Below are 19,115 nucleotides of genomic sequence, written 5' to 3' on the forward strand. Positions count from 1 at the left end.
GGCGGGCAGGAGGTGGGGGGAGGGGCCCGCGCGGGAGCGTGGGGCCATGACGAAGACCGCTCCTCTCCCCGCCCGACTCCGGGACCCGGCCCCCGGCCGGCCGGGCACCGCCCGCCGGGTCCTGCGCTTCCTGGCCGTCGCGGCCTGCCTCCCGTACATCTCGCTCAAGATCGCCTGGGTGGCCGGCGGCGAGATCGGCATCCCGGCGGGCAGCACGCTCCTGGACAACCGGGAGTTGATGGCCGCCGTCAACGCGATCTCGGTGGTGATGGACGCCGCGGTCGTGGTCCTCGCCCTGCTGCTCACGCAAGGCTGGGGGCGGCGCGTGCCGGCCTGGCTGCTCGCCTTCCCGATGTGGGTGGCGGCCGGCCTGCTCGCCCCGATCATGATCGGCTTTCCGGCCCAGACCGTCGTCGGGCTCCTGTCCGGTCCCGAGCCCGCCGGCAGCCGCGAACCCTTCCTCGACGAGTGGGTCTTCGGCACCGTCTACGGAGGCTTCATCGTCCAAGGGGTCGCGCTCGGCACCCTCTTCGCCCTCTACGCCCGCGACCGCTGGGGCCATGTCTGGCGCGGCACGCTCGGCGACCTGCCCGCCCGCTTCTCCGGTACCGGTGTCCGCGTCACGGCGGTCACGGCGACCCTGGTCGCCCTCGTCCCCACCACGGTCCACGTCCTGTGGGCCGCGGGCTCCACGACCGGGCTCCCGACGTCGCGGATCACCCAGCGGGACGGGGACTTCTTCGTCCTCGAAGGGCTGCGTCTGCTGTTCCTCGCGCTCGCCGTGGCCTACGTCCTGGCCCTGGTCCTCCAGTGGGGTCGATGGGCCTCGGTGCGTACGGTTCTGGGGCTCGGCTGGGTCGGCTCGGGCGGGGTGGGCTGCTGGGGCGGCTATCTGCTCCTGGTGACCTTCCTGCCGGAGACCGATCCCGCCAAGCAGGCCACGGGGCTGATGCGGCTGACCTACGCTGGGGAAATGATCACCGGGTTCCTGCTGGCCGGCTGCCTGGCCGTCTTCCTCCGGCGCCGGAGCGCGGGCGCGTGACCCGGCGCTTGGGAGGTGTGCTGTTCGGGCAGCGGGCGAGGCTCCGCTGGGTCCATCTGATCCTGGGCGGCGCCCTGTTCATGCCGTACTGGCTGGTCGGCACCGTGGTCATGGGAGGGCTCCTCGGCGGGCAGCCGATGTTCGCCGCGAGCCCGGCCGTGCAGTTCGGGGCGTACGCGATCGGCCTGCCGCTCGCCGCGGTCACCTCGCTCTTCCCGCTGACCCGGCCGATGTCGGTGGCGGCGGCGCGTGCCCTGTGCGGGATCCGGGCGGACCGGCTCGCGGACGGCCCGGCCCGGGGCCGGAGCGCCACGGCGCGGACGGCCGGCTGGTACACGCTCCATGTGGGGATCGGGGCACTGGTCAGCGGGGCGACGCTGGCGCTGCCCCCGTTCGCGGTCACGGTGATGGCGCTGCCGTTCTCGGCGCGCCTGCGGGCCTCGGAGCCGGTCATGGTCTGGGGCATCGACCGGCCGTGGGTGCAGTGGCTCGGGGTCCCGGCCGGGCTGTTGATGCTCCTCGCGCTCGCCGCCGTCGTGGCGGCGGCCGGGGAGTTCCTGGCCCGGCAGGCGCCGAGACTGCTCGGGCCGAGCCCGGCGGACCGGCTGGCGGCGGCCGAGCGGCGCGCCGCCGAGCTGGCCGTGCGGAACCGGCTCGCCCGTGAGCTGCACGACTCGGTCGGCCACGCGCTGAGCGCGGTGACGCTCCAGGCGAGCGCGGCACGGCGGGTCCTGGACACCGATGTGGAGTTCGTACGGGAGGCGCTGGCCGCGATCGAGGAGACCACCCGGCGCACCGTCGGCGAGCTGGATTCGGTCCTCGGCCTGCTGCGTCAGGGCGACGACGGGGCCGACGGGGAGTTGCCGGGGCTGCCGCTCGACGCGCTGGACGCGCTCGTGCGGGGCGCGGGTCCCCGGGTGGAGCTGTCGGTGACCGGAGACCTGGACCGGGTGCCGGAGGCGGTGTCGCGGGAGGCGTACCGGATCGTCCAGGAGGGCCTGACGAACGCGGCCCGGTACGCGGGCGGCGAGCGCGTGACCGCGCGGCTCGCCCTGCACGACGACGAGCTGGAGATCACGATGGAGAACCCCCTGCCCGCCCGCGCGCCGGTGGCCCGCCCCGACGGCGGCCGCGGCCTCCTCGGCATCGCGGAACGCGCCCGCCTCCTGGGCGGCACGTCACAGGTCGGCCCGGTGGTCGGCGTCTGGCGCCTGGCGGTGCGGCTGCCGCTGGGAGCGGCCCGCGGGCCGATCCGCGGAGAGGCGGGTTCCCGGTGATCAGGATCGTGCTCGCGGACGACGAGCGGATGGTGCGCACGGCCCTGCGGGTGATCCTCGACGCGGAGCCCGACCTGGAGGTCGTGGGCGAGGCGTCGACGGGCGCCGAGGCGGTGTCGGTGGTGCGGGAGCGGCGGCCGGACGTGGTGCTGATGGACGTGCGGATGCCGGAGATCGACGGGATCCGGGCGACCGAGCAGATCCTGGCGGGGATGACGGAGCCCCCGCGGATCGTGGTGGTGACGACCTTCGAGAACGACGCGTACGTGTACGACGCGCTGCGGGCGGGCGCGGCCGGGTTCCTGCTGAAGCGGGCGGCGGCCGAGGAGCTGGTGGACGCGGTCCGGCTGGTCGCGCGCAGCGACTCGCTGCTCTATCCGGCGGCGGTACGGGGGCTCGCCGCCGAGCACGCCCGCCGCCGTCCCCCGGCGGCGCCGCCCTGGGTGGCCCGGCTCACCGAGCGGGAGGCGGAGGTGCTGCGCCTGGTGGCGACGGGCCTGACGAACGCGGAGATCGCCGGCCGGATGGGCGTGGGCCCGGCGACGGTGAAGACGCATGTGGCGGCGGTCCTGTCGAAGACGGGCGCGCGTGACCGCACGCAGGCGGTGATCCTGGCGTACGAGTCGGGGTTCGTCGGGGCGCGGTGAGACGGCGGGCGCCCTCGGGTTCACTCGGCCCCGAGGACACCGCCCGTGCCGGATGAAGGTTCCCTGAGAAACGGGACACATCCGGAACGGTGGGCCCCGTCCCGCTCGTCCCGCATATGGGATGAACAAGACGATCAGGCGCGCCTCGGTCTTCTCGCTGCTCCTGGTGCTCGCCCTGCTGGGCCGGGCCACCTGGGTGCAGGCGTACGAAGCCAAGGCCCTCGCGGACGACAAGAAGAACCGGCGGAACGTCATCGCGCAGTACGCGCAGCCGCTCGGGAACATCATCGTGGCCGGTTCACCGGTCACCGGTTCGAAGGAGACGGAGGGCAGCGACCTCGCGTACAAGCGCGGCTACACCGACGGTGAGCTCTACGCAGCGGTCACCGGCTACAGCTCACAGGCCTTCGGCGCCACGCAGCTGGAGGGCATCTACTCCGATGTCCTGGACGGAACCGACACCCGGCTGAAGAACCCGCTGGACGCCCTCACCGGCAAGCAGCAGGAGCCCGGTGACGTGGTCACGACGATCGATCCGGCGGTGCAGAAGGCCGCGTACAAGGCGCTCGGCGACAAGAAGGGCGCGGCCGTCGCCATCGACCCGAAGACCGGGCGGATCCTGGGCATGGTCTCCACCCCGTCGTACGACCCGTCGAGGATCGCCGGCCTGACCGACGGCTCCGCCTGGCGGGAGCTGACCACGGACGAGGACAAGCCGCTGGTCAACCGGGCGCTGCGGCAGCCGCTGCCGCCGGGCTCCACGTTCAAGCTGGTCGTCGCGGCGGCCGCGCTGGAGAACGGGCTCTACGGCTCCGTGGACACGGCGACGAACAGCCCCGACCCGTACAAACTTCCCCATTCGACCCGCTATCTGGAGAACGAGAACCCCTCCGCGCCCTGCGAGAACGCCACCCTCCGCACCGCGCTCCAGTATTCCTGCAACAACGTCTTCGCCAAGATCGCCGTCGATCTCGGCCAGGACAAGGTGAAGGCGATGGCGGAGAAGTTCGGCTTCAACGACGACGAGCGCGACGTGCCCGTGCGCGCGTACGCGAGTGTGTATCCGTCCGACATGGACAAGGCGCAGACCGCGCTCACCGGTATCGGCCAGTTCGATGTGACGGCGACGCCGCTCCAGATGGCCATGGTGTCCGCGGCGATCGCCAACGACGGTCTCATGGCCGCCCCGCACATGGTCTCGAAGGTCGTCGACTCCGACGGAGACGCCCTGGAGTCCTTCGAGGACGGGGACACCCGGCGGATCGTGTCGTCCTCGACGGCGGAGCAGCTGCGCAGCGCGATGGTGACCGTGGTCGACAAGGGCACGGGCTCGAACGCGGCCATCGACGGCGCCGAGGTCGGCGGCAAGACCGGGACCGCCCAGCACGGCGAGAACAACAGCAAGACGCCGTACGCCTGGTTCACGTCCTACGCCAAGGACGCGACGACCGGGAAGGAGGTCGCGGTCGCCGTCCTGATCGAGGACTCCGGCGCGGCGCGCTCGGAGGTCAGCGGGAACGGGCTCGCGGCCCCGGTGGCACAGAAGATGATGCGGGCGGCGCTGAGGTGACCTACCGGTCGTGATCCCGGCCGTGATCCCGGTCGCGGTCGTGATCCCGGTCGTGGCTACCGGTCCAGGGGCCTGGCCATGAAGAGCGCGGTCTCGCCCTCGGACTCGGTGCCGGTGTAGAGCGTGGTGTCCAGGCCGCAGAGCCGGAACCCCATGCGCCGGTAGGCCCGTACCGCCGGGACGTTGACGCTGGTGACCTCCAGCCAGGCGGTACGCGCTCCGCGCTCGCGGCCGTACGCGAGGGCGCGGCGCATCAGCTCGCCGCCGATGCCCCGGCCGCGGTGGGCGGGGGCGACGGTGACCTGATGGACGACGAGTCGCCGGTTCCACTCCTCGACGGCGACGGCGATGTACCCGGCGACGGCCCCGTCGGTGCCGACGGCGACGATCTCGTGCACGTCCGCCGCCGGGTCGCCGTCGCCCGCGTCGCCCGCGTCGTCCTCGTCCTCCGCCGGGAAGACCTTGACCAGCGGCGGGTCGACGGCGACGAGCCGCAGCCCGAAGCCGAGGTCACCGCCCGCGACGTCGTAGACGTAGTCCGTCGTGAAGGAGTTGTCGAGCGCGGCGACGGCGGATTGGTCGTCGGGCCCCGCGACACGGTATGCAAGGTCACTCATGCATCGAGCATAGTTTCGACCCAGCGGAGGACCGCCGTGCGCCTGCCCCGTTCCCTGTCCGGCTGGACCATGGCCGTCTTCGGGCTGCTCGCCGCCGCGTTGGGGGTGGTGGGACTGGTGGCGCCCGACATCATGCTCACCGTCATGGGCTTCGAACCCCTACCCGATGCGAGCCGCGCGGACGGGGACCACACCCTCGTCTTTCTGACCGCTTCCTCCATGGCCGCGCTCAATATGGGCGTCTACTACGTCCTGGCCTCGCTCGCGGACTGGAAGCCGTTCTTCCGCTGGACGGTTCCGTTCCGTCTCCTCACCTGTGCCGTCTTCACCCTCGCCGTCGTCACCGGCCGCGCACCCGCCGGTTTCCTCGGCGTGGGCCTGTGGGAGGGCCTGGGCGCGGTGGTGACGGGGGCCGCGCTGCGGTACGAGAACCGGGCCCGTACCGACGGGGCTACGTGACGCCGAGCAGCTGTCCCTAGGGAATCTGCCCGATCCGGTCGCGCCACCTCAGACGCCAGGCTGCGGGCATGAAGAGGTGGACGGCCGGTCTCTATCTGACCGGGGTGTTGGTGTCGGGCTTCGGCACGACGGCGATGTGGCTGGCGTCAGGGATCTGGGTCAAGTCCCTGACCGGCTCGGACAGTCTGGCGGCGCTGACGGTCTTCGCCCTCTGGGCGCCGGCGCTCGTCGGTCCGCTGCTCGGCACGGTCGTGGACCGGTTGCGGCGGCGGCCCCTGATGGTGTGGTCGAACGTGGCGATGGCGGCCCTGCTGCCGACCCTGCTGTGGGTGGACGCGACGGACCGGGTGTGGCTGCTGTTCGCCGTGCTCGTGCTGTACGGCATCCAGGGCACCGTCCACGAGGCGGCGGAGGTCGCGCTGGCCGCGAGCGCGCTCGACAAGCGGCTGCTCGGGGACTTCAACGGGCTGCGGATGACGGTCAACGAGAGCGTGAAGCTGATCGCCCCGCTCGCCGCGGCCGGTCTCTTCGCCCGGTACGGCGGCGGGCCGGTGGCGCTGCTGGACGCGGCGACGTTCGCGCTGGCCGCGGGGGTGTTCGCGCTGATGCGCGTACGGGAGGAGAAGCCGGTGCGCCCGGCGTCGGCGCACTGGCTCCGTGACACGGCGGAGGGCCTGCGGACGCTCCGCGCCTCCCCGGTGCTACGCCGCCTCGTCCTGGCCGGCTCGTTCACGATGCTGCTCGCCGGGGTGAACGGCGCGGCGGTCTACGCCGTCGTGGACCGCGGACTCGGCCACTCCCCCGCCTACGCGGGCGTGCTGTACGCCGTCCAGGGCGCGGGCTCGGTCCTCGCGGGCCTGGCGGCCGGACCGCTGCTGCGCCGTGTTCCCGAACGGCTGTTGTCCGCCGCGGGACTGGCCCTGTTCGCCCTGGCGGCGGGCGTACGCGCGGTCCCGCACGACGGGGTGGCGCTGGTGGCGAGCGCGCTGATCGGCGTGGGCCTGCCCTGCGTCCTGATCGCCGTCATGACGGCGGTCCAACGGGAGGCGCCGGAGGCAGCCGTGGGCCGCGCGGCGGCGACCGCCCACACCCTGGTCTTCGTCCCGAACGCGCTCGCCCTGGCGGCGGGCGCGGGTCTGATCGCCGTCCTCGACATCCGCCTGCTGCTGCCCCTCCTCACCGTCGCGGGCCTGGCCGGAGCGATCGCCCTGGCCGCACCCCGGAGGGCGGGACGACGGCGTCCTCCCGCGCGCGGGTGAGGAGGCGGCCTCCGCCCCGCCGCCCTCGTCTCAGCCCAGCGCCCGCAGAGCCTCCCGGACGGTGGCCAGGTCGGCGTCCGAGGCCAGGCCCGCGTGGTAGAGGCGGAGTTCGGTGGCTCCCTCCGAGGCCGCCCGCTTCGCGTCCTCGATCAGGGTGGACGGGGAGCCGCCCATGCCGGTCACCACGGGGAAGTTGGCCGCCAGGACGGTGTCCGGGGCCGCGGGGCCCGCGAAGGGGGCCACCAGGGCGGCCGGGGTGACCACGCCGTCCGCCAGGGCGAGCACGTGCGCCGGGTCGGTGCCGACGTTCGCGCCGCAGCGGTGCGGGTGGGGGTCCGCGTGGAGCAGGACGCGGAAGCCGGGCGGGGCGGCCGCCCGGACCGCGGCCACGGCCGCCTCCTGGAGGGCCCGGGCACACCGGAGCCGCCAGGCCAGGGCGGGGGCCTCGAAGGCGCCGAGGCTGCCCGCCGCGACTCCGGCCCACACCGGCTCCAGCGCGCCCCGCACGGCCGCCGCCAGCGCGTCGGGGTCGGCGCCCTCCTCCCCGTACCCCTCCCGGCAGGAGCGGCAGAAGCAGAGGGACATCAGGTACTGCTCCCGGTCCCCGAGCGCGACCCCCGCGGTCTTGTCGTGCGCGTGCAGGTGCGCGAAGCCGTACCAACCGCAGGACTCCAGTTCGGTGCCGGCCGCGCCGGGCCGTACCGCCGCCTCCACCGCCAGCTCCACCAGGTGGGTACGGACGTCCGGCCGGGCGATGCACGGCGCCCAGGGGTAGCGGTCGCCGTAGGCGTTGACGACCGAGGTCTCGGGATGGTCGGCGCCCATACGGGAGTTGTGGGCCAGGACCACCCAGCTGTGCACCTCGAGGCCCGCGCCCGCGAGCGCGTCCGCCGCCTCCCCGTACGCGTCTCCGGGCGCCCACTCCCCCGCCTCGTACGGTCGCAGTCCGCGCCCCGCCCAGCGGTTCCCGTCCGGCGGGTAGAGCACGGCGGCGTACTCGGCGGTGACGATCCGGTGCCTGGGGTGCCGGGGCGTCAGGGCGCGCGTGGAGTGGTACGCGGAGGCGAGCGTGACCTGCGCGACGCCCAGGCCGGCGAGGAGGTCCGGCGCCGCCGGGTCGCCGACGACGTCCCACGGGTAGACGAAGGTCCCGGCCCTCATGCGTCGCCCTCCCGGCTCGCGAGCAGCGCCCGGCCGCGCTCGATGATCGCGGCGAGCTCCTTCAGGTGCTCGGGCGCGGGCTCGCTCAGCGGCGGTCGCACCTCGCCGACGTCCAGACCTCCCATGCGTACCGCCGCCTTGACGAGCGAGACCGCGTAGCCGCGCCCCTTCGCCCGCAGTTCGACGAGGGGGCGGTAGAAGCCGTCGATGAGCACGTCGACCGTCGCGTCGTCGCCGGCGGCGAGGGCCCGGTGGAAGGCGAGGGCGATGTCGGGGGCGAAGCAGAAGACGGCGGAGGAGTAGAGGGTGACGCCGATGCCGCGGTAGGCGAGCCCGGTGAGTTCGGCGGTGGGCAGGCCGTTGAAGTAGAGCAGGCCGAGGCCCTCGGCGCGGACGGCGCTGACGATCCGCTGCATCAGGTCGAGGTCGCCGAGGCCGTCCTTGAGGCCGATGATCCCTTCGGCGCGGGCGAGGGCCACGGCCGTCTCGGGGGTGAGGATCGCGTTGTCGCGCTGGTAGACGATGACGTCGAGCGAGGTGGCGGCGGCCAGGTCGGTGTAGTGGCGCAGCAGCCCGGCCTGGTCGGCGACGACGAGGTACGGGGGCATGGCGAGGAGCCCGTCGGCGCCGGCCTCCTCGGCGAGCTGGGCGTACCGGATCGCGAGCGCGGTGCCGTAGCCGGCGCCGGCGACGACGGGGACCCGGCCGGCGGACTCCTCGACGGCGGCGGCGACACAGGCGCGGAACTCCTCGGGGGTGAGCGCGTGGAACTCGCCGGTGCCGCAGCAGGCGAAGACCGCGGCGGCGCCCGCCTCGATGCCGCCGCGGACATGGGCGCGGAAGGTGTCGAGGTCGACGGTGCCGTCCGGTCCGAAGGCGGTGACGGGGAAGAACAGCAGGCCGTCGAGCCGGGCGGCGAGCGGGGCGGCGGGCGGGGCTGAGGTCACGGGCGCTCCCTGAGAAGTCCGTCGTGCACAGTTCTGACTGTTGTCCATATTCTTGAACAGCTTCACGCTAGAGCAGCGCCAAAGCGCCGGTCAAGGCGCACGCACGCCTCCAAACCCGCTTTCCACCCGCTCCTCGCGCGGTCTTGACGGCCCATGAGACGGCTCCCTACCTTGTCCATGGTTGTGAATGCGATCCACGGACGGAGACTGACGTACATGCCCACACCCCGCACCGTCCTGCTCACCGGTGCCGCCGGCGGCGTCGGCACCCTGATGCGCGACCTGCTGCCCGCGTACGGATACGAGCTCCGGCTGCTCGATCTGGCCCCCATCGAGGGCGCACCCGACGCGATCATCGCCGACCTCACCGACCGCAAGGCGCTGCGCGAGGCCGTCCGGGGGGTCGACGCGATCATCCATCTCGCGGGCATCTCCCTGGAGTCGACGTTCGAGAAGATCCTCGCCGCGAACATCACCGGCCTGCACCACCTCTACGAGGCGGCGCGCGAGGAGGGTGTGGGGCGCATCGTGTTCGCCTCCAGCAACCACGCCGTCGGCTTCACCCCCCGCCCGCGCGGGGACGAGCCGGTGATCCCCGTCGACACCCCGCACCGGCCGGACACCCTCTACGGCCTGTCCAAGTGCTTCGGCGAGGACCTCGCCCAGTTCTACTGGGACCTGCACGGCATGGAGACCGTCTCCGTCCGGATCGGATCATGCTTCCCCGAGCCGACCTCGGTCCGGATGCTGTCGATGTGGCTGAGCCCCGACGACTGCGCGCGACTCCTGCACGCGGCGCTCACCGCCGAGAACGTGGGCCACACCGTGGTGTACGGATCGTCCGCCAACACCCGGCTGTGGTGGGACCTCTCCTCGGCCCGGGCGCTCGGCTACGAGCCGCGGGACGACTCGGAGCCGTACGCGGAGCGGATCATCGCCGAACAGGGACTGCCGGCGGAGGACGATCCGGCGGACGCGAACCTGGGCGGCCACTTCTGCGTCGACCCTCCGCGCTGGCCGTACTAGGCGGTCCCCTCTCCCCGGCCTTGCGATGGCTATCGAGAATCGATAGATTTCGATCGTGGCTCGATTGAGGGAGAGGCAATGGGAAAGCTGACCGTGCATGCGTTGCGTGCCGTGCTCGTGGTGTTGCTGGGCGGCTCGCTGTTCGTCCAGACGGTGATGGTGCCGCTGCTCGCCGCCGACCTGGACGGGCTCGACCCGGACTACGCGTACCTGCGCGCCCCGTTCCTCGTGATCGTGGTCCTGGGCGTCATGGCGGTCCAGGTCGTCCTGGTCTGCGTATGGCGGCTGGTGACGATGGTGCGGCGCGGCACGGTCTTCTCCCCGGCGGCCTTCCGGTACGTCCATGTCGTGATCGGCGCGATCGTGGCCGCCGCCCTCCTGGTCTTCGCGCTCGGGGTCGTCCTGGCCCCCGGCGAGGCCGTCGCGCCGGGCGTGGTCCTGCTGCTGGGCGGGCTCGGTGTGGCGATCCTGGGAGTCGCGCTCATCGTGCTCGTGCTGCGGATGCTGCTCGCCCAGGCCGTCGCGCGCGACGTCGAAGCGGCGCGGATGCGCGCCGAGCTGGAGGAAGTGATCTGATGGCGATCGCCGTCGACATCGACGTGATGCTGGCGCGGCGGAAGATGTCCGTGGGAGAGCTCGCGGAACGCGTCGGGATCACCCCCGCCAATCTGGCCGTCCTCAAGAACGGCCGCGCCAAGGCGGTGCGCTTCGCGACGCTCGCCGCGCTCTGCGAGGCGCTCGAATGCCAGCCGGGAGACCTGCTGCGCTGGGAGCCCGGGGACGCCGAGGACGGGTGAGACGTACGCAGGCCCGGCCGGACTGATGCGGGGGCGCCGGCCGGGGCCCGGGTCACGGCATGCACGGGCACACGCGACAGAGGGAACGTTACGGCGGCGGCAGGGAGCCCCGCGATCCGCTCAGCGCGGCCCCTGTCCGCGGAACGCGGCGAGTCCGGCGGTAGCCCCCCCCCGGCCGACTCCGGCCGACGCTCCCGGCAAGCCTGCCCGTCCCGCCCGTCACGCGCCCGAGCGCAGGGTCTGCGAGGGCGTCTCGCCGAATCGGGTCCGGTACTGCGCCGCGAACCTCCCGAGGTGGGCGAAGCCCCAGCGCCAGGCCACCTCGCTGACACTCAGCTCCCCCGGCCCGGCGCCCCGCAGCTCCTCGTGGACCCGCTCGAGCCGGACCGAACGGACGTACGCCATCGGGGACATGCCCACGTGCTCCCGGAACGACTCCTGGAGCCGGCGCACCCCGACCCGGGCGAGGCCGGCGAGTTCGGTGGTGGTGAAGGGATGCTCGGGGCGGTCCCGTACGGCGTCCATGGCCCGTTTGACGGGCGCGGGCCGCAGCGGCTCCGCCGGGTGGGCCAGCTCCTCGCGCCAGGGGTGCTCGGCCGCCAGCAACAGCCCGTTGAGCAGCGCCTCCCGGAGCGGCCCCGCGACCAGCGCGTGGTGGGCCAGGCTGTCCGCGGCGAGCGCCTCGCGCGCCACCTGCCGGGCGAAGCGCGCCCAGCTCAGTCCGGGACCGCGCGAGATGTCCAGACGCGGCGCGAAGGCGAGGGCGCCACGGGGCGGGCGCCCGAGGAGCTGTTCCAGCCGGTCGTGCAGTGCCGCCGCGCCGATCTTGACGGACACGGTCCGGCAGTCCCCGCTCCAGCGGTCCAGAAAGGTGTCGCCCGAGGGGTCGAGCACCACGGCCTCGGTCGCCGTCGCCACCATCGCCGCCCGGCCGCCCTGGCGCATCTCCATCGTCCCGCTGAGCGGGGCGTTGACGTGGAACGCCCCGAGCTCGCCGAAGCGCATCCGCACGTCGGCCCCGCAGGCCAGATCGCCGATGACGACCTCCCCCAGGTCGACTGTGTCGAACCGGGCGGCGAAGGGACGCGCCCGCCGCTCGATGACGTCCATGAAGTTGGCGTAGTACCGCGCGTCGATCTCCTGCCGCGCCTCGTCCACGTTCCGCGTACGAAAAGAGCTCCCACCCACGAGCCGCAAGAATACGAGCCGCGGGAATATTCATATGACGGGCCCACAGCCCGGAGGGCAGGATGCCCGTCATGCCACAGCCTCATGGATTCAGCTTCGAGCAGCGCGCCGACGGTTCGGTCGTCATCACCCACCGCGGGCGCGCCGCGGGGACCCTGCGCGGGGGACGCGCGGAGAAGTTCCTGGCGGAGGTGGCTGCGGGGGACGGTTCCGAGGACGGTTCGGGGGACGCCCAGCTCGTCATGGCGCGGTGGACGGGCGCGTACAAGTTCGGCAACGAGCGCGCGGCCCGGAACCACCCCCGTAACCAGAGTGGCCGAAGGTAGCGAAGGTAAGGGAACGGCAAAGCGGTCTCGCTCGTTAGCCCTGGCATGACCGCTATGACCCCCGGCTCGAACATCCCTCTCTCCGCCGCGCGCGTGGCGGTGGACGTGGCCGCCCCTGTGCGGCTCGACGTCTCGGGCCTCCTGCTCGGCGCCGACGGCAAGGTGCGCTCGGACGCCGACTTCATCTTCTACAACCAGCCGTCCGGCCCCGGTGTGACCTACCGCTCCGGCGGCGGCACGGCTCCCGACGCGATCGTGGTGGACACCGGCGCGGTGCCGCCCGGCATCGAGAGGATCGTCGTCACCGCGAGCCCCGACGCGGCGGGCCAGACGTTCCAGGGCGTCGAACCGACGGCGACGATCCGCAACGCCGACGACGGCAGCGTCCTCTCCACCTTCACCCCGCCGCAGCTCGGCGCGGAGACGGCGCTGGTGGTCGTGGAGATCTACCTGCGCAACGGAGCCTGGAAGGCGCGGGCCGTGGGCCAGGGGTACGCCAACGGGCTGGCCGGCATCGCCACCGACTTCGGCGTCTCGGTGGACGAGGAGCCGGCGGCGGCAGCCCCCGCGGCCGCTCCGGTGGCGCCTCCCGCGGCCGCCCCCGTCGACCCGAGGGTCGCCGCCCCGACGCCTCCCCCGCCGTCCGCGCCGCCCGCTCCCCCGGCCGCCGCCCCCGTCTCCACGGGGAAGATCAACCTGGACAAGGGCCGCGTCACCCTCCAGAAGAACCAGACGGTGTCCCTGGTCAAGGGCGGCCGTCCGCTGCTCTCCCAGGTCAAGATGGGCCTCGGCTGGGAGCCCGCGTACCGCGGCAAGGACATCGACCTCGACGCCTCGGTGATCGCGTACGGCCCTCAGCGCAACCACCTGGACAGCTGCTACTTCGGCAAGCTCTCCATCCTGAACGGCTCCGTCAAGCACTCCGGCGACAACCTGACGGGTGAGGGCGCGGGCGACGACGAGGTCATCGTGGTCGACCTCGGCCGCCTTCCGGCCGACGCGACGGGCCTGGTCTTCACCGTCAACTCCTTCTCCGGCCAGAAGTTCACCGAGGTCGCCAAGGCGTACTGCCGCCTGATGGACGCGGCGACCGGCGAGGAGCTGGTCCGCTTCGACCTGACCACGGCCGAGCCGCAGACGGGCGTGATGATGGCGAAGCTCATCAAGCAGTTCTCCGGCGAGTGGGAGATGACGGCGATGGGCGAGTTCGTGAAGTCCCGCACGGTCCGGGGCATGGTGAAGCCGGCCGCCCAGTCCCTCTGATCCGCGGTACGGAAACGCTGTACGGAAACGCTGTACGGAAAGGGCCCGCCGGTCACCCGGCGGGCCCTTCCTCACGTCCAGGGCCAGTCGGCCCTCCGGCCGGCTTCGAGCAGCGGCACCATGCGGAACGCCGCGTCGGTCAGGCCGCCGAAGGTGTGGCGCATGCCGGAGCCGGAGGGGGCGTGGCCCACCCGATGGCCCGCCAGGTTCCAGGTGTAGACCGGGACGTGGTCCGGCACCTGCGCGGTCGGGTCCCCACGGCGGCTGTGCGCCGCCTGCTCGTCGGTGACGATCAGGACCCGGTCGTGCCCCTGGTAGTGCCGGCGCACGGCCTCGGTGGTGTTCGTGCCGCCGAGGTCGCCGAAGCGGCCGAGGACCTTCAGCACGGACTCGCCCGCCCGGTACGTGATCGGCGCGCTGCTCGTGCCGAACTGCACCAGGTCCGCGTCGGCGGCCCGCAGCGCCAGCGCGGTGCCGAACACGGCGGCGGCGTCGGCCCGGTTGAGCTCCGAGCGGTCCGAGAGCCGCGACCACATCGAACCCGAGCGGTCGACCAGGACCAGCGTCCGGCCCGGCAGTGCGGGCACGTTCGCCAGCGCGTGGCCGAGCGCCTTCTCCAGCGGATACGCCCAGCGCAACGAGGGCGCGTGCTGGTACGCGGCGAGATAGCGGAACGGGAACTGCCGCGACGCCGCGACCGCTTCCGGGTCGGAGATCCTGGCCGCGACCTGGGCCGCGACCTCGTCGGAGACTCCGGCCTGGTCGAAGTTGCGCAGGTTCCGCACCAGCGCCATGGCGCCCATGGACGGGATGACGGCCTCCCACGCCGCCGCGTCCAGCGGTCCCTGCAGCCAGCCCGCCAGGGCCTCCCAGGTCATGCCCGCCTCGGCCAGCCGCTGTGCGCCGTCGGGCGCGGTGACCACGGCGCGCCGCTCGTCGACCGGGAGCTCCATCAGGGCCCGGTGGGCGACGAGGGTGCGGCTGGACGCGGGCGGCACCGCGGTGTCCGGGTGGTGCCGGCGGTCGAGCGCGTACCGGAAGAGGTCACCCTGCCAGGGCTTGCCGGGATCCGGGGTGGCGTGCACCAGGTTGAGGACGTCGCCGAAGCGGTAGCCCTTGGAGGCGGTGTCGTACTTCAGCAGGGACGTGCCGGAGTAGAGCCGCCGCACGGCGTCCGCGATGCCGCGCTTGACGGGCTTGGGGATGTTCCTGCCGTACGTCGAGGTCCAGTAGCCGAGCAGCTCCCCGGGCTCGTCCGCGCGGAGCAGGACGGAGGCGACGACCTGCCGGTTGGCGGGGCCGGTCTCGGCCCCCGCGTCGAGCCGGGCCTTGACGTACTCGGCGGCGCCGACCAGGGAGGCCGTACGCATGTTGCCCTCGCGGCGCAGCCAGGCGAGCAGCCCCGCGGTCCACTCGGGATCCTCGACGGCGAGCTTTCGCACCAGGGCGGCGAAGCGGTCGTCACGGTCCTCGCCGCTCTCGTAGAAGGTCTTCTGCGTGACGAAATTGGCCAGCGCGAGAAGGAAGAGCTCCGACCGGGGTTCGCGCAGGACGCCGGCGCCGCCCTCGTGCGTGCGGGCGGCGGCCGTGGAGGTCACGGGCGAGGTCGAACGGGCTCTGATGGTGCGGAGGTTGAAGCGTGCCATGTGAATTCCCCCGAATTCATGCGTGCGGGGAACACAGCGACGACGAGGGCGCCCGAGATCAGGAGTCGGCGACGGTCCATATGCCGGCCGCTCTATCCGATTGAGCTACACACCCCGGAGAGGCGTGACGGGACTCGAACCCGCAACCTGCCGGTCCCGATGAAGTATCCGTCGCCTGCGCACCGGGCACCCTCGTGTCCATGCTGTGCCTCCCGAGATCAGTAGGGCGGCGGCGTGATTTCGTGGAAGAAGGAGCCGCAGCCGGCGCACCGGGAGGTGCATGAGGACGACCTTAGGCGGGCGGCACGCCCACCCGCCAAGGGTTTTCGAGCGCCTTTACGGGGCGGGGGTCAGCGGCGGGGCCGGCGGCGCCAGGGGCCGGTGATGGCAAGCAGGAGCCCGGCTCCTGGACGCAGGCGAAGAGAGTGTCGCCGTCGGGCGAAACGGTGATGTTGTCGGGGCCGTCGTAGCCGGACGCAACCCCCAAGCAGGACCTTCGGGGTGAGGGTGCGGCGCTTGGGGTCGTAGAACCAGACCTGGCCGTCGTGCGCGGCGCCGGGGCTCTCCTCGCGGGCGTACGAGGAGACGATGTAGGCGCCCCCGTCGCCCCACCACATGCCCTCCAGCTTGCGGGCGCGGGTGACCTCGGCGGGGCCGAGCTGCTCGCGCACCGCGACCTCGCGGGCGTCGCGGTCGGGGACGTCCTCCCAGTCCACGCCGTACACCGTGCCGAATCGGAGGCCGGCGGGGTCCTCGACGAGGGGACCGTGGCCGAGCTGGTGCCCGTGTCCGTGGGCCTGCCCCTCACGGTCCTCCGCGGCCGGCGCCTCGGGGAGGGGCATGGTGTGGCGTCTCCCTGTTCGTCACCCGGTGTCGGGGCACACGGTCCCGCCCACGTATAAACGGGGGTTGAACAGAGAGGCGTCCTTCCATGAACCTGCTTCCTTCCGGCCGGCGCGTTCTCGTCAGCGGCGCGTCCCGGGGTCTCGGCCGCGCCGTGGCCCAGGCGTTCGCCGCCAACGGGGACCGGGTCGCGGTCCACTACGGGTCCCGCGCCGACGAGGCCCGCGAGACGCTGGAATCCCTCGAGGGCGAGGGCCATGTCCTGACGGGCGGCGACCTCGCGGACCCGGCGGGAGCGGCGTCGGTCGCGGACGAGGCGGCGGAGGCGCTCGGCGGGATCGACGTGCTGGTGAACAACGCGGCGGTGAACGTACGGCACCCCTTGGCGGAGACGCCGTACGAGGAGTGGGTCGCCGTCTGGCAGCGGCATGTGGCCGTGAACCTGCTGGCCACGGCGAATCTGAGCCATCTGGCGGCGCGGCGCATGATCGACCAGGGCGGGGGCGGGAGGATCGTCAACATCGGCTCGCGGGGCGCGTTCCGCGGCGAACCGGACCACCCGGCCTACGGCGCGACGAAGGCGGCCGTCCACGCACTGGGCCAGTCCCTGGCGGTCTCCCTGGCCCCGCACGGCATCGGGGTGGCGTCGGTCGCCCCGGGCTTCTTCGCCACGGAACGCGTGGCGCCGCGCCTCACGGGCCCGGAGGGCGACGCCATCCGCTCCCAGAGCCCGTTCCACCGCGTGGCAACCCCCGAGGAGATCGCCCACGCGGTCCTCTGGCTCGCCTCCCCCGAGGCCGAATGGTCCTCGGGCACGATCCTCGACCTCAACGGCGCGTCGTACTTGCGAACCTGACGCTTCGTATCCACCGCTCGGTCCCACCGGGGTCCAGGCCCGCAGCATCACCACCCACCGCGCAGCGGGGCCCGATGGAACCGACGCCCGCGAGGGACCGGGCGTCACGCACCGCGCCGCGGGCCCGCCGGGGCCCAAGTCGACCCCACCACGCCGCGAAGCGACCGGGCGTCACGCACCGCGCCGCAGGCCCGCCGGGGCCCAAGTCGACCCCACCACGCCGCGAAGCGACCGGGCGTCACGCACCGCGCCGCAGGCCCGCCGGGGCCCGAGTCGACCCCACCGCGCCGCGAAGCGAGGGACCGGCGTCACGCACCGCGCCGCAGGCCCTCCGGGGCCCAAGTCGACCCCACCGCGCCGCGAAGCCGGCGCACGCCGCCCCGCATCTCGCTTCCGCTCGGAAGGACCGACGCCCGCCGAGGACCGGACATCCCGCGCCGCGGGCGGAACCCCATCGCCCCATGCGCCGCGAAGCAGGCGATCCCCAGGGCTCGTCGAGACCGGCCTCACACGCCGCGCAGCGGGCGCGCCGACCCGTCAGGGCCGGAGCCCCGTCAGGGCCGGAGCCCCCTCACCCCACCGCGCCGCGAAGCCGGCGCGCCCGGAGCTCCGGGGGCGCAGCCCCCGGTCTCGTCAGAGTTTCGGGGAGGGGTGGGGTGGGGGAATCACGCCCGGGCTGGGCGCCGCAAGGGACGCCCTACGCGCCCGCCCGCGACCTCGCCTTGAAGGCCGCCTTGCGGGCCTCCTTCGCCGACCCCTTGTCCCGGTGGAGGCGGCCCATCGCCTCCAGGACCTCCGCCGTCGCCGGGTGCTCCACCCGCCACGCGGCGTCGAAGAAGCCGCTGTGGCGGCCCGTCAGGCCCTCGATCAGGTCCCGGAGCTCCTCCAGGTCGCCGTCCGTGTCCAGCTGCGCCGCGATCGTGTCGATCGCCAGCCAGAAGATCATCGACTCCGGCGGCGCCGGAACATCCGTCGCGCCCCGCTCCGCCAGCCACACCCGCGCGAGCCCGCCCAGTTCGGCGTCGTCCAGCACCTCTCGTACCGCCGGCTCCGCCGCGACGCTCACCAGGGAGAGCGCCTGCTGGCAGTGGAGGCGCCGCAGCGGAGAGCCGGTGTCCGTGCCCCGCGCCGCGCCCAGCAGCTCGCGGGCGGCGGTCAGCTCGTCCCGCCCGGCCAGCCAGGTCACCGTCTCGGCGCGCGCCGCGCTCTCGGGGTAGGACGCGAGTCCGTCGAGGAGGACGTCCGCGCCCTTGTCCGCCAGTTCGCCGACGGCCGGCGCGTCCACGCCCGCCTCCAGCATCCGGGCCCGTACGCCGTAGAGACCGAGCGGCGTCAGCCTGACCATCCCGTACCGCGTGACGTCCTCGTCGTCGACCTCGTCGATCCGCGCGGTGGGCTCCTCGCCCTCCTCCACCATCAGTGCCTCGTCGACGGGCTGGTACTCGACGAGGCCGATCGGTTCCAGCAGCCGGAACTGGTCGTCGAGGCGCATCATCGCCTCGGAGACCTGCTCCAGGACGTCGTCGGTCGGCTCCCCCATGTCGTCCGGGACGATCATCGACGCGGCGAGCGCCGGCAGCGGCACCGCACCCTCGCCCAGCCCGCCCTCGCTCACCGTCAGCACGTAGAGGTTGCCGAGGACGCCCTCCAGGAACTCGGCCTCCTCCTCGGGGTTCCAGTCGAGGAGCTCGAAGTCGATCTCGCCGTCCTCGCCGATGACCTCGGCCAGGTCGTCGAGCACCGGCGCCGTGGCGTCGGCGAACACCACGTCGAGGGCGTCGAGCCAGATCCCGAGGATGTCGAGGGGCGCTCCGCCGGTGAGGACGGCGAGGTTCTCGCCCGTGGTCACCGCGCCCAGGGCATCCTCGTCGCCGCCCTCCTCGCCTTCCTCGACGTCCACGAGCCCGGTGTCGACGGCCAGCCGCCACGCCTCGCTCGCGTACGCCGCACCGTCCTCGTCGGCGGCAAGGCCCAACGCCTCGGCGGCGGCCGCCAGTTGGTCGTCATCGAGCTCCCCGCCCGCGCCGACCGTGGTCTCCGGGCCGGCCCAGCGGGCGAGCCGGGCCGCGCGGGCCAGGAGGGGGGCGGCCAGGGCGGCCCGCGCCAGCTCCGCGTCCGAGTGCAGCTGAACGGGGGGCAGGGTGGGGCGGTCCGGTGCCATCTGGGGTCTTCTCCTCGAAGGGCGCGTCGG

The 19,115-nt window shown here is 73.4% G+C and carries 18 protein-coding genes and 1 pseudogene; 12 read left to right on the top strand and 7 right to left on the bottom strand.

What is annotated here, in order from left to right; genetic code table 11:
• Positions 1–46 precede the first annotated feature (46 nt).
• From ACFYV5_RS25145 to ACFYV5_RS25160, 4 genes are all read left to right on the top strand, one after another.
• Positions 47–1,042, top strand: a complete 996-nt coding sequence (locus tag ACFYV5_RS25145) for a hypothetical protein (protein WP_389172116.1) — start codon at positions 47–49, stop codon at positions 1,040–1,042.
• On the top strand, positions 1,039–2,319 hold the full coding sequence (locus ACFYV5_RS25150; protein ID WP_389172118.1) for a sensor histidine kinase: 1,281 nt from the start codon (positions 1,039–1,041) through the stop codon (positions 2,317–2,319). The genes ACFYV5_RS25145 and ACFYV5_RS25150 overlap by 4 nt, the downstream gene beginning before the upstream one ends.
• A complete protein-coding gene (locus ACFYV5_RS25155; RefSeq protein ID WP_389172575.1) occupies positions 2,319–2,966 on the top strand; it encodes a response regulator in 648 nt (215 codons plus the stop codon). The genes ACFYV5_RS25150 and ACFYV5_RS25155 overlap by 1 nt, the downstream gene beginning before the upstream one ends.
• Positions 2,967–3,087: 121 nt before the next feature.
• Entirely contained in the window at positions 3,088–4,536 is a 1,449-nt protein-coding gene (locus ACFYV5_RS25160) for a penicillin-binding transpeptidase domain-containing protein (protein WP_355111431.1), read from the top strand.
• 56 nt (positions 4,537–4,592) lie between these two features.
• Here ACFYV5_RS25160 and ACFYV5_RS25165 read toward each other — a convergent pair whose 3' ends face one another.
• Positions 4,593–5,153, bottom strand: a complete 561-nt coding sequence (locus ACFYV5_RS25165; protein WP_389172121.1) for a GNAT family N-acetyltransferase — start codon at positions 5,151–5,153, stop codon at positions 4,593–4,595.
• A gap of 69 nt (positions 5,154–5,222) precedes the next feature.
• Here ACFYV5_RS25165 and ACFYV5_RS25170 point away from each other — a divergent pair, with 69 nt between their 5' ends.
• Together ACFYV5_RS25170 and ACFYV5_RS25175 are read left to right on the top strand one after the other, a co-directional pair.
• The gene (locus tag ACFYV5_RS25170) at positions 5,223–5,612 is read left to right on the top strand and encodes a hypothetical protein (protein ID WP_355111584.1); all 390 of its coding nucleotides are present in this window, start codon (positions 5,223–5,225) and stop codon (positions 5,610–5,612) included.
• Positions 5,613–5,680: 68 nt separating this feature from the next.
• Positions 5,681–6,871: an MFS transporter gene (locus ACFYV5_RS25175; RefSeq protein ID WP_389172123.1), complete on the top strand. Its 1,191-nt coding sequence runs from the start codon at positions 5,681–5,683 to the stop codon at positions 6,869–6,871.
• 30 nt (positions 6,872–6,901) lie between these two features.
• Here the strand turns inward: ACFYV5_RS25175 and ACFYV5_RS25180 are convergent, their stop codons facing one another.
• Together ACFYV5_RS25180 and ACFYV5_RS25185 are read right to left on the bottom strand one after the other, a co-directional pair.
• Positions 6,902–8,032, bottom strand: coding sequence for a hypothetical protein (locus ACFYV5_RS25180; protein WP_389172125.1), 1,131 nt, complete (start codon positions 8,030–8,032; stop codon positions 6,902–6,904).
• Positions 8,029–9,027 carry a 5-dehydro-4-deoxyglucarate dehydratase gene (locus ACFYV5_RS25185; RefSeq protein ID WP_389172127.1) on the bottom strand — a complete coding sequence of 333 codons (999 nt, stop codon included), beginning with the start codon at positions 9,025–9,027 and terminating at the stop codon, positions 8,029–8,031. The genes ACFYV5_RS25180 and ACFYV5_RS25185 overlap by 4 nt, the downstream gene beginning before the upstream one ends.
• Positions 9,028–9,195: 168 nt before the next feature.
• On the opposite strand from ACFYV5_RS25185, the gene ACFYV5_RS25190 reads away from it, so the two are divergent.
• The 3 genes from ACFYV5_RS25190 to ACFYV5_RS25200 all read left to right on the top strand — a co-directional run bounded on the left by ACFYV5_RS25190 (position 9,196) and on the right by ACFYV5_RS25200 (position 10,802).
• Positions 9,196–10,005, top strand: coding sequence for an NAD-dependent epimerase/dehydratase family protein (locus tag ACFYV5_RS25190; protein WP_389172129.1), 810 nt, complete (start codon positions 9,196–9,198; stop codon positions 10,003–10,005).
• Positions 10,006–10,083: 78 nt separating this feature from the next.
• Positions 10,084–10,581 (top strand): DUF2975 domain-containing protein, encoded by a 498-nt coding sequence (locus ACFYV5_RS25195; protein ID WP_389172131.1) that lies wholly within the window; start codon positions 10,084–10,086, stop codon positions 10,579–10,581.
• Positions 10,581–10,802 carry a helix-turn-helix transcriptional regulator gene (locus ACFYV5_RS25200; RefSeq protein WP_355111420.1) on the top strand — a complete coding sequence of 74 codons (222 nt, stop codon included), beginning with the start codon at positions 10,581–10,583 and terminating at the stop codon, positions 10,800–10,802. Before ACFYV5_RS25195 ends, ACFYV5_RS25200 begins: the two co-directional genes overlap by 1 nt.
• A gap of 219 nt (positions 10,803–11,021) precedes the next feature.
• On the opposite strand, the gene ACFYV5_RS25205 is transcribed toward ACFYV5_RS25200, so the two are convergent.
• Positions 11,022–11,990, bottom strand: coding sequence for an AraC family transcriptional regulator (locus tag ACFYV5_RS25205; protein WP_389172133.1), 969 nt, complete (start codon positions 11,988–11,990; stop codon positions 11,022–11,024).
• A gap of 71 nt (positions 11,991–12,061) precedes the next feature.
• Here ACFYV5_RS25205 and ACFYV5_RS25210 point away from each other — a divergent pair, with 71 nt between their 5' ends.
• Together ACFYV5_RS25210 and ACFYV5_RS25215 are read left to right on the top strand one after the other, a co-directional pair.
• On the top strand, positions 12,062–12,316 hold the full coding sequence (locus tag ACFYV5_RS25210) for a hypothetical protein (RefSeq protein WP_389172135.1): 255 nt from the start codon (positions 12,062–12,064) through the stop codon (positions 12,314–12,316).
• Positions 12,317–12,361: 45 nt separating this feature from the next.
• On the top strand, positions 12,362–13,579 hold the full coding sequence (locus tag ACFYV5_RS25215) for a TerD family protein (RefSeq protein WP_389172137.1): 1,218 nt from the start codon (positions 12,362–12,364) through the stop codon (positions 13,577–13,579).
• Between the two features lie 71 nt (positions 13,580–13,650).
• On the opposite strand, the gene ACFYV5_RS25220 is transcribed toward ACFYV5_RS25215, so the two are convergent.
• A complete protein-coding gene (locus tag ACFYV5_RS25220) occupies positions 13,651–15,225 on the bottom strand; it encodes a TROVE domain-containing protein (protein WP_389172139.1) in 1,575 nt (524 codons plus the stop codon).
• A gap of 350 nt (positions 15,226–15,575) precedes the next feature.
• Positions 15,576–15,992, bottom strand: a pseudogene (locus ACFYV5_RS25225) (alkaline phosphatase PhoX); the annotation flags it as partial.
• Positions 15,993–16,156: 164 nt separating this feature from the next.
• Between ACFYV5_RS25225 and ACFYV5_RS25230 the strand changes: the two are divergent.
• On the top strand, positions 16,157–16,924 hold the full coding sequence (locus ACFYV5_RS25230; RefSeq protein ID WP_389172141.1) for an SDR family NAD(P)-dependent oxidoreductase: 768 nt from the start codon (positions 16,157–16,159) through the stop codon (positions 16,922–16,924).
• 697 nt (positions 16,925–17,621) lie between these two features.
• Here ACFYV5_RS25230 and ACFYV5_RS25235 read toward each other — a convergent pair.
• Positions 17,622–19,085, bottom strand: a complete 1,464-nt coding sequence (locus ACFYV5_RS25235) for a hypothetical protein (protein WP_389172143.1) — start codon at positions 19,083–19,085, stop codon at positions 17,622–17,624.
• Between the last annotated feature and the right edge of the window lie 30 nt (positions 19,086–19,115).

The sequence above is a fragment of the Streptomyces sp. NPDC003035 genome, assembly GCF_042888285.1.
In the GTDB taxonomy this organism is placed as follows: domain Bacteria; phylum Actinomycetota; class Actinomycetes; order Streptomycetales; family Streptomycetaceae; genus Streptomyces.

What these genes read in the sequence shown, in the direction of transcription:
- ACFYV5_RS25190 (WP_389172129.1), top strand. Translation starts at nt 9,196, where the DNA reads ATGCCCACACCCCGCACCGTCCTGCTCACCGGTGCCGCCGGCGGCGTC.
- ACFYV5_RS25175 (WP_389172123.1), top strand. Translation starts at nt 5,681, where the DNA reads ATGAAGAGGTGGACGGCCGGTCTCTATCTGACCGGGGTGTTGGTGTCG.
- ACFYV5_RS25185 (WP_389172127.1), bottom strand. Translation starts at nt 9,027, where the DNA reads ATGGACAACAGTCAGAACTGTGCACGACGGACTTCTCAGGGAGCGCCC.
- ACFYV5_RS25210 (WP_389172135.1), top strand. Translation starts at nt 12,062, where the DNA reads ATGCCACAGCCTCATGGATTCAGCTTCGAGCAGCGCGCCGACGGTTCG.
- ACFYV5_RS25145 (WP_389172116.1), top strand. Translation starts at nt 47, where the DNA reads ATGACGAAGACCGCTCCTCTCCCCGCCCGACTCCGGGACCCGGCCCCC.
- ACFYV5_RS25230 (WP_389172141.1), top strand. Translation starts at nt 16,157, where the DNA reads ATGAACCTGCTTCCTTCCGGCCGGCGCGTTCTCGTCAGCGGCGCGTCC.
- ACFYV5_RS25215 (WP_389172137.1), top strand. Translation starts at nt 12,362, where the DNA reads ATGACCGCTATGACCCCCGGCTCGAACATCCCTCTCTCCGCCGCGCGC.
- ACFYV5_RS25200 (WP_355111420.1), top strand. Translation starts at nt 10,581, where the DNA reads ATGGCGATCGCCGTCGACATCGACGTGATGCTGGCGCGGCGGAAGATG.
- ACFYV5_RS25180 (WP_389172125.1), bottom strand. Translation starts at nt 8,032, where the DNA reads ATGAGGGCCGGGACCTTCGTCTACCCGTGGGACGTCGTCGGCGACCCG.
- ACFYV5_RS25220 (WP_389172139.1), bottom strand. Translation starts at nt 15,225, where the DNA reads ATGGCACGCTTCAACCTCCGCACCATCAGAGCCCGTTCGACCTCGCCC.
- ACFYV5_RS25170 (WP_355111584.1), top strand. Translation starts at nt 5,223, where the DNA reads ATGGCCGTCTTCGGGCTGCTCGCCGCCGCGTTGGGGGTGGTGGGACTG.
- ACFYV5_RS25160 (WP_355111431.1), top strand. Translation starts at nt 3,088, where the DNA reads ATGAACAAGACGATCAGGCGCGCCTCGGTCTTCTCGCTGCTCCTGGTG.
- ACFYV5_RS25235 (WP_389172143.1), bottom strand. Translation starts at nt 19,085, where the DNA reads ATGGCACCGGACCGCCCCACCCTGCCCCCCGTTCAGCTGCACTCGGAC.
- ACFYV5_RS25165 (WP_389172121.1), bottom strand. Translation starts at nt 5,153, where the DNA reads ATGAGTGACCTTGCATACCGTGTCGCGGGGCCCGACGACCAATCCGCC.
- ACFYV5_RS25195 (WP_389172131.1), top strand. Translation starts at nt 10,084, where the DNA reads ATGGGAAAGCTGACCGTGCATGCGTTGCGTGCCGTGCTCGTGGTGTTG.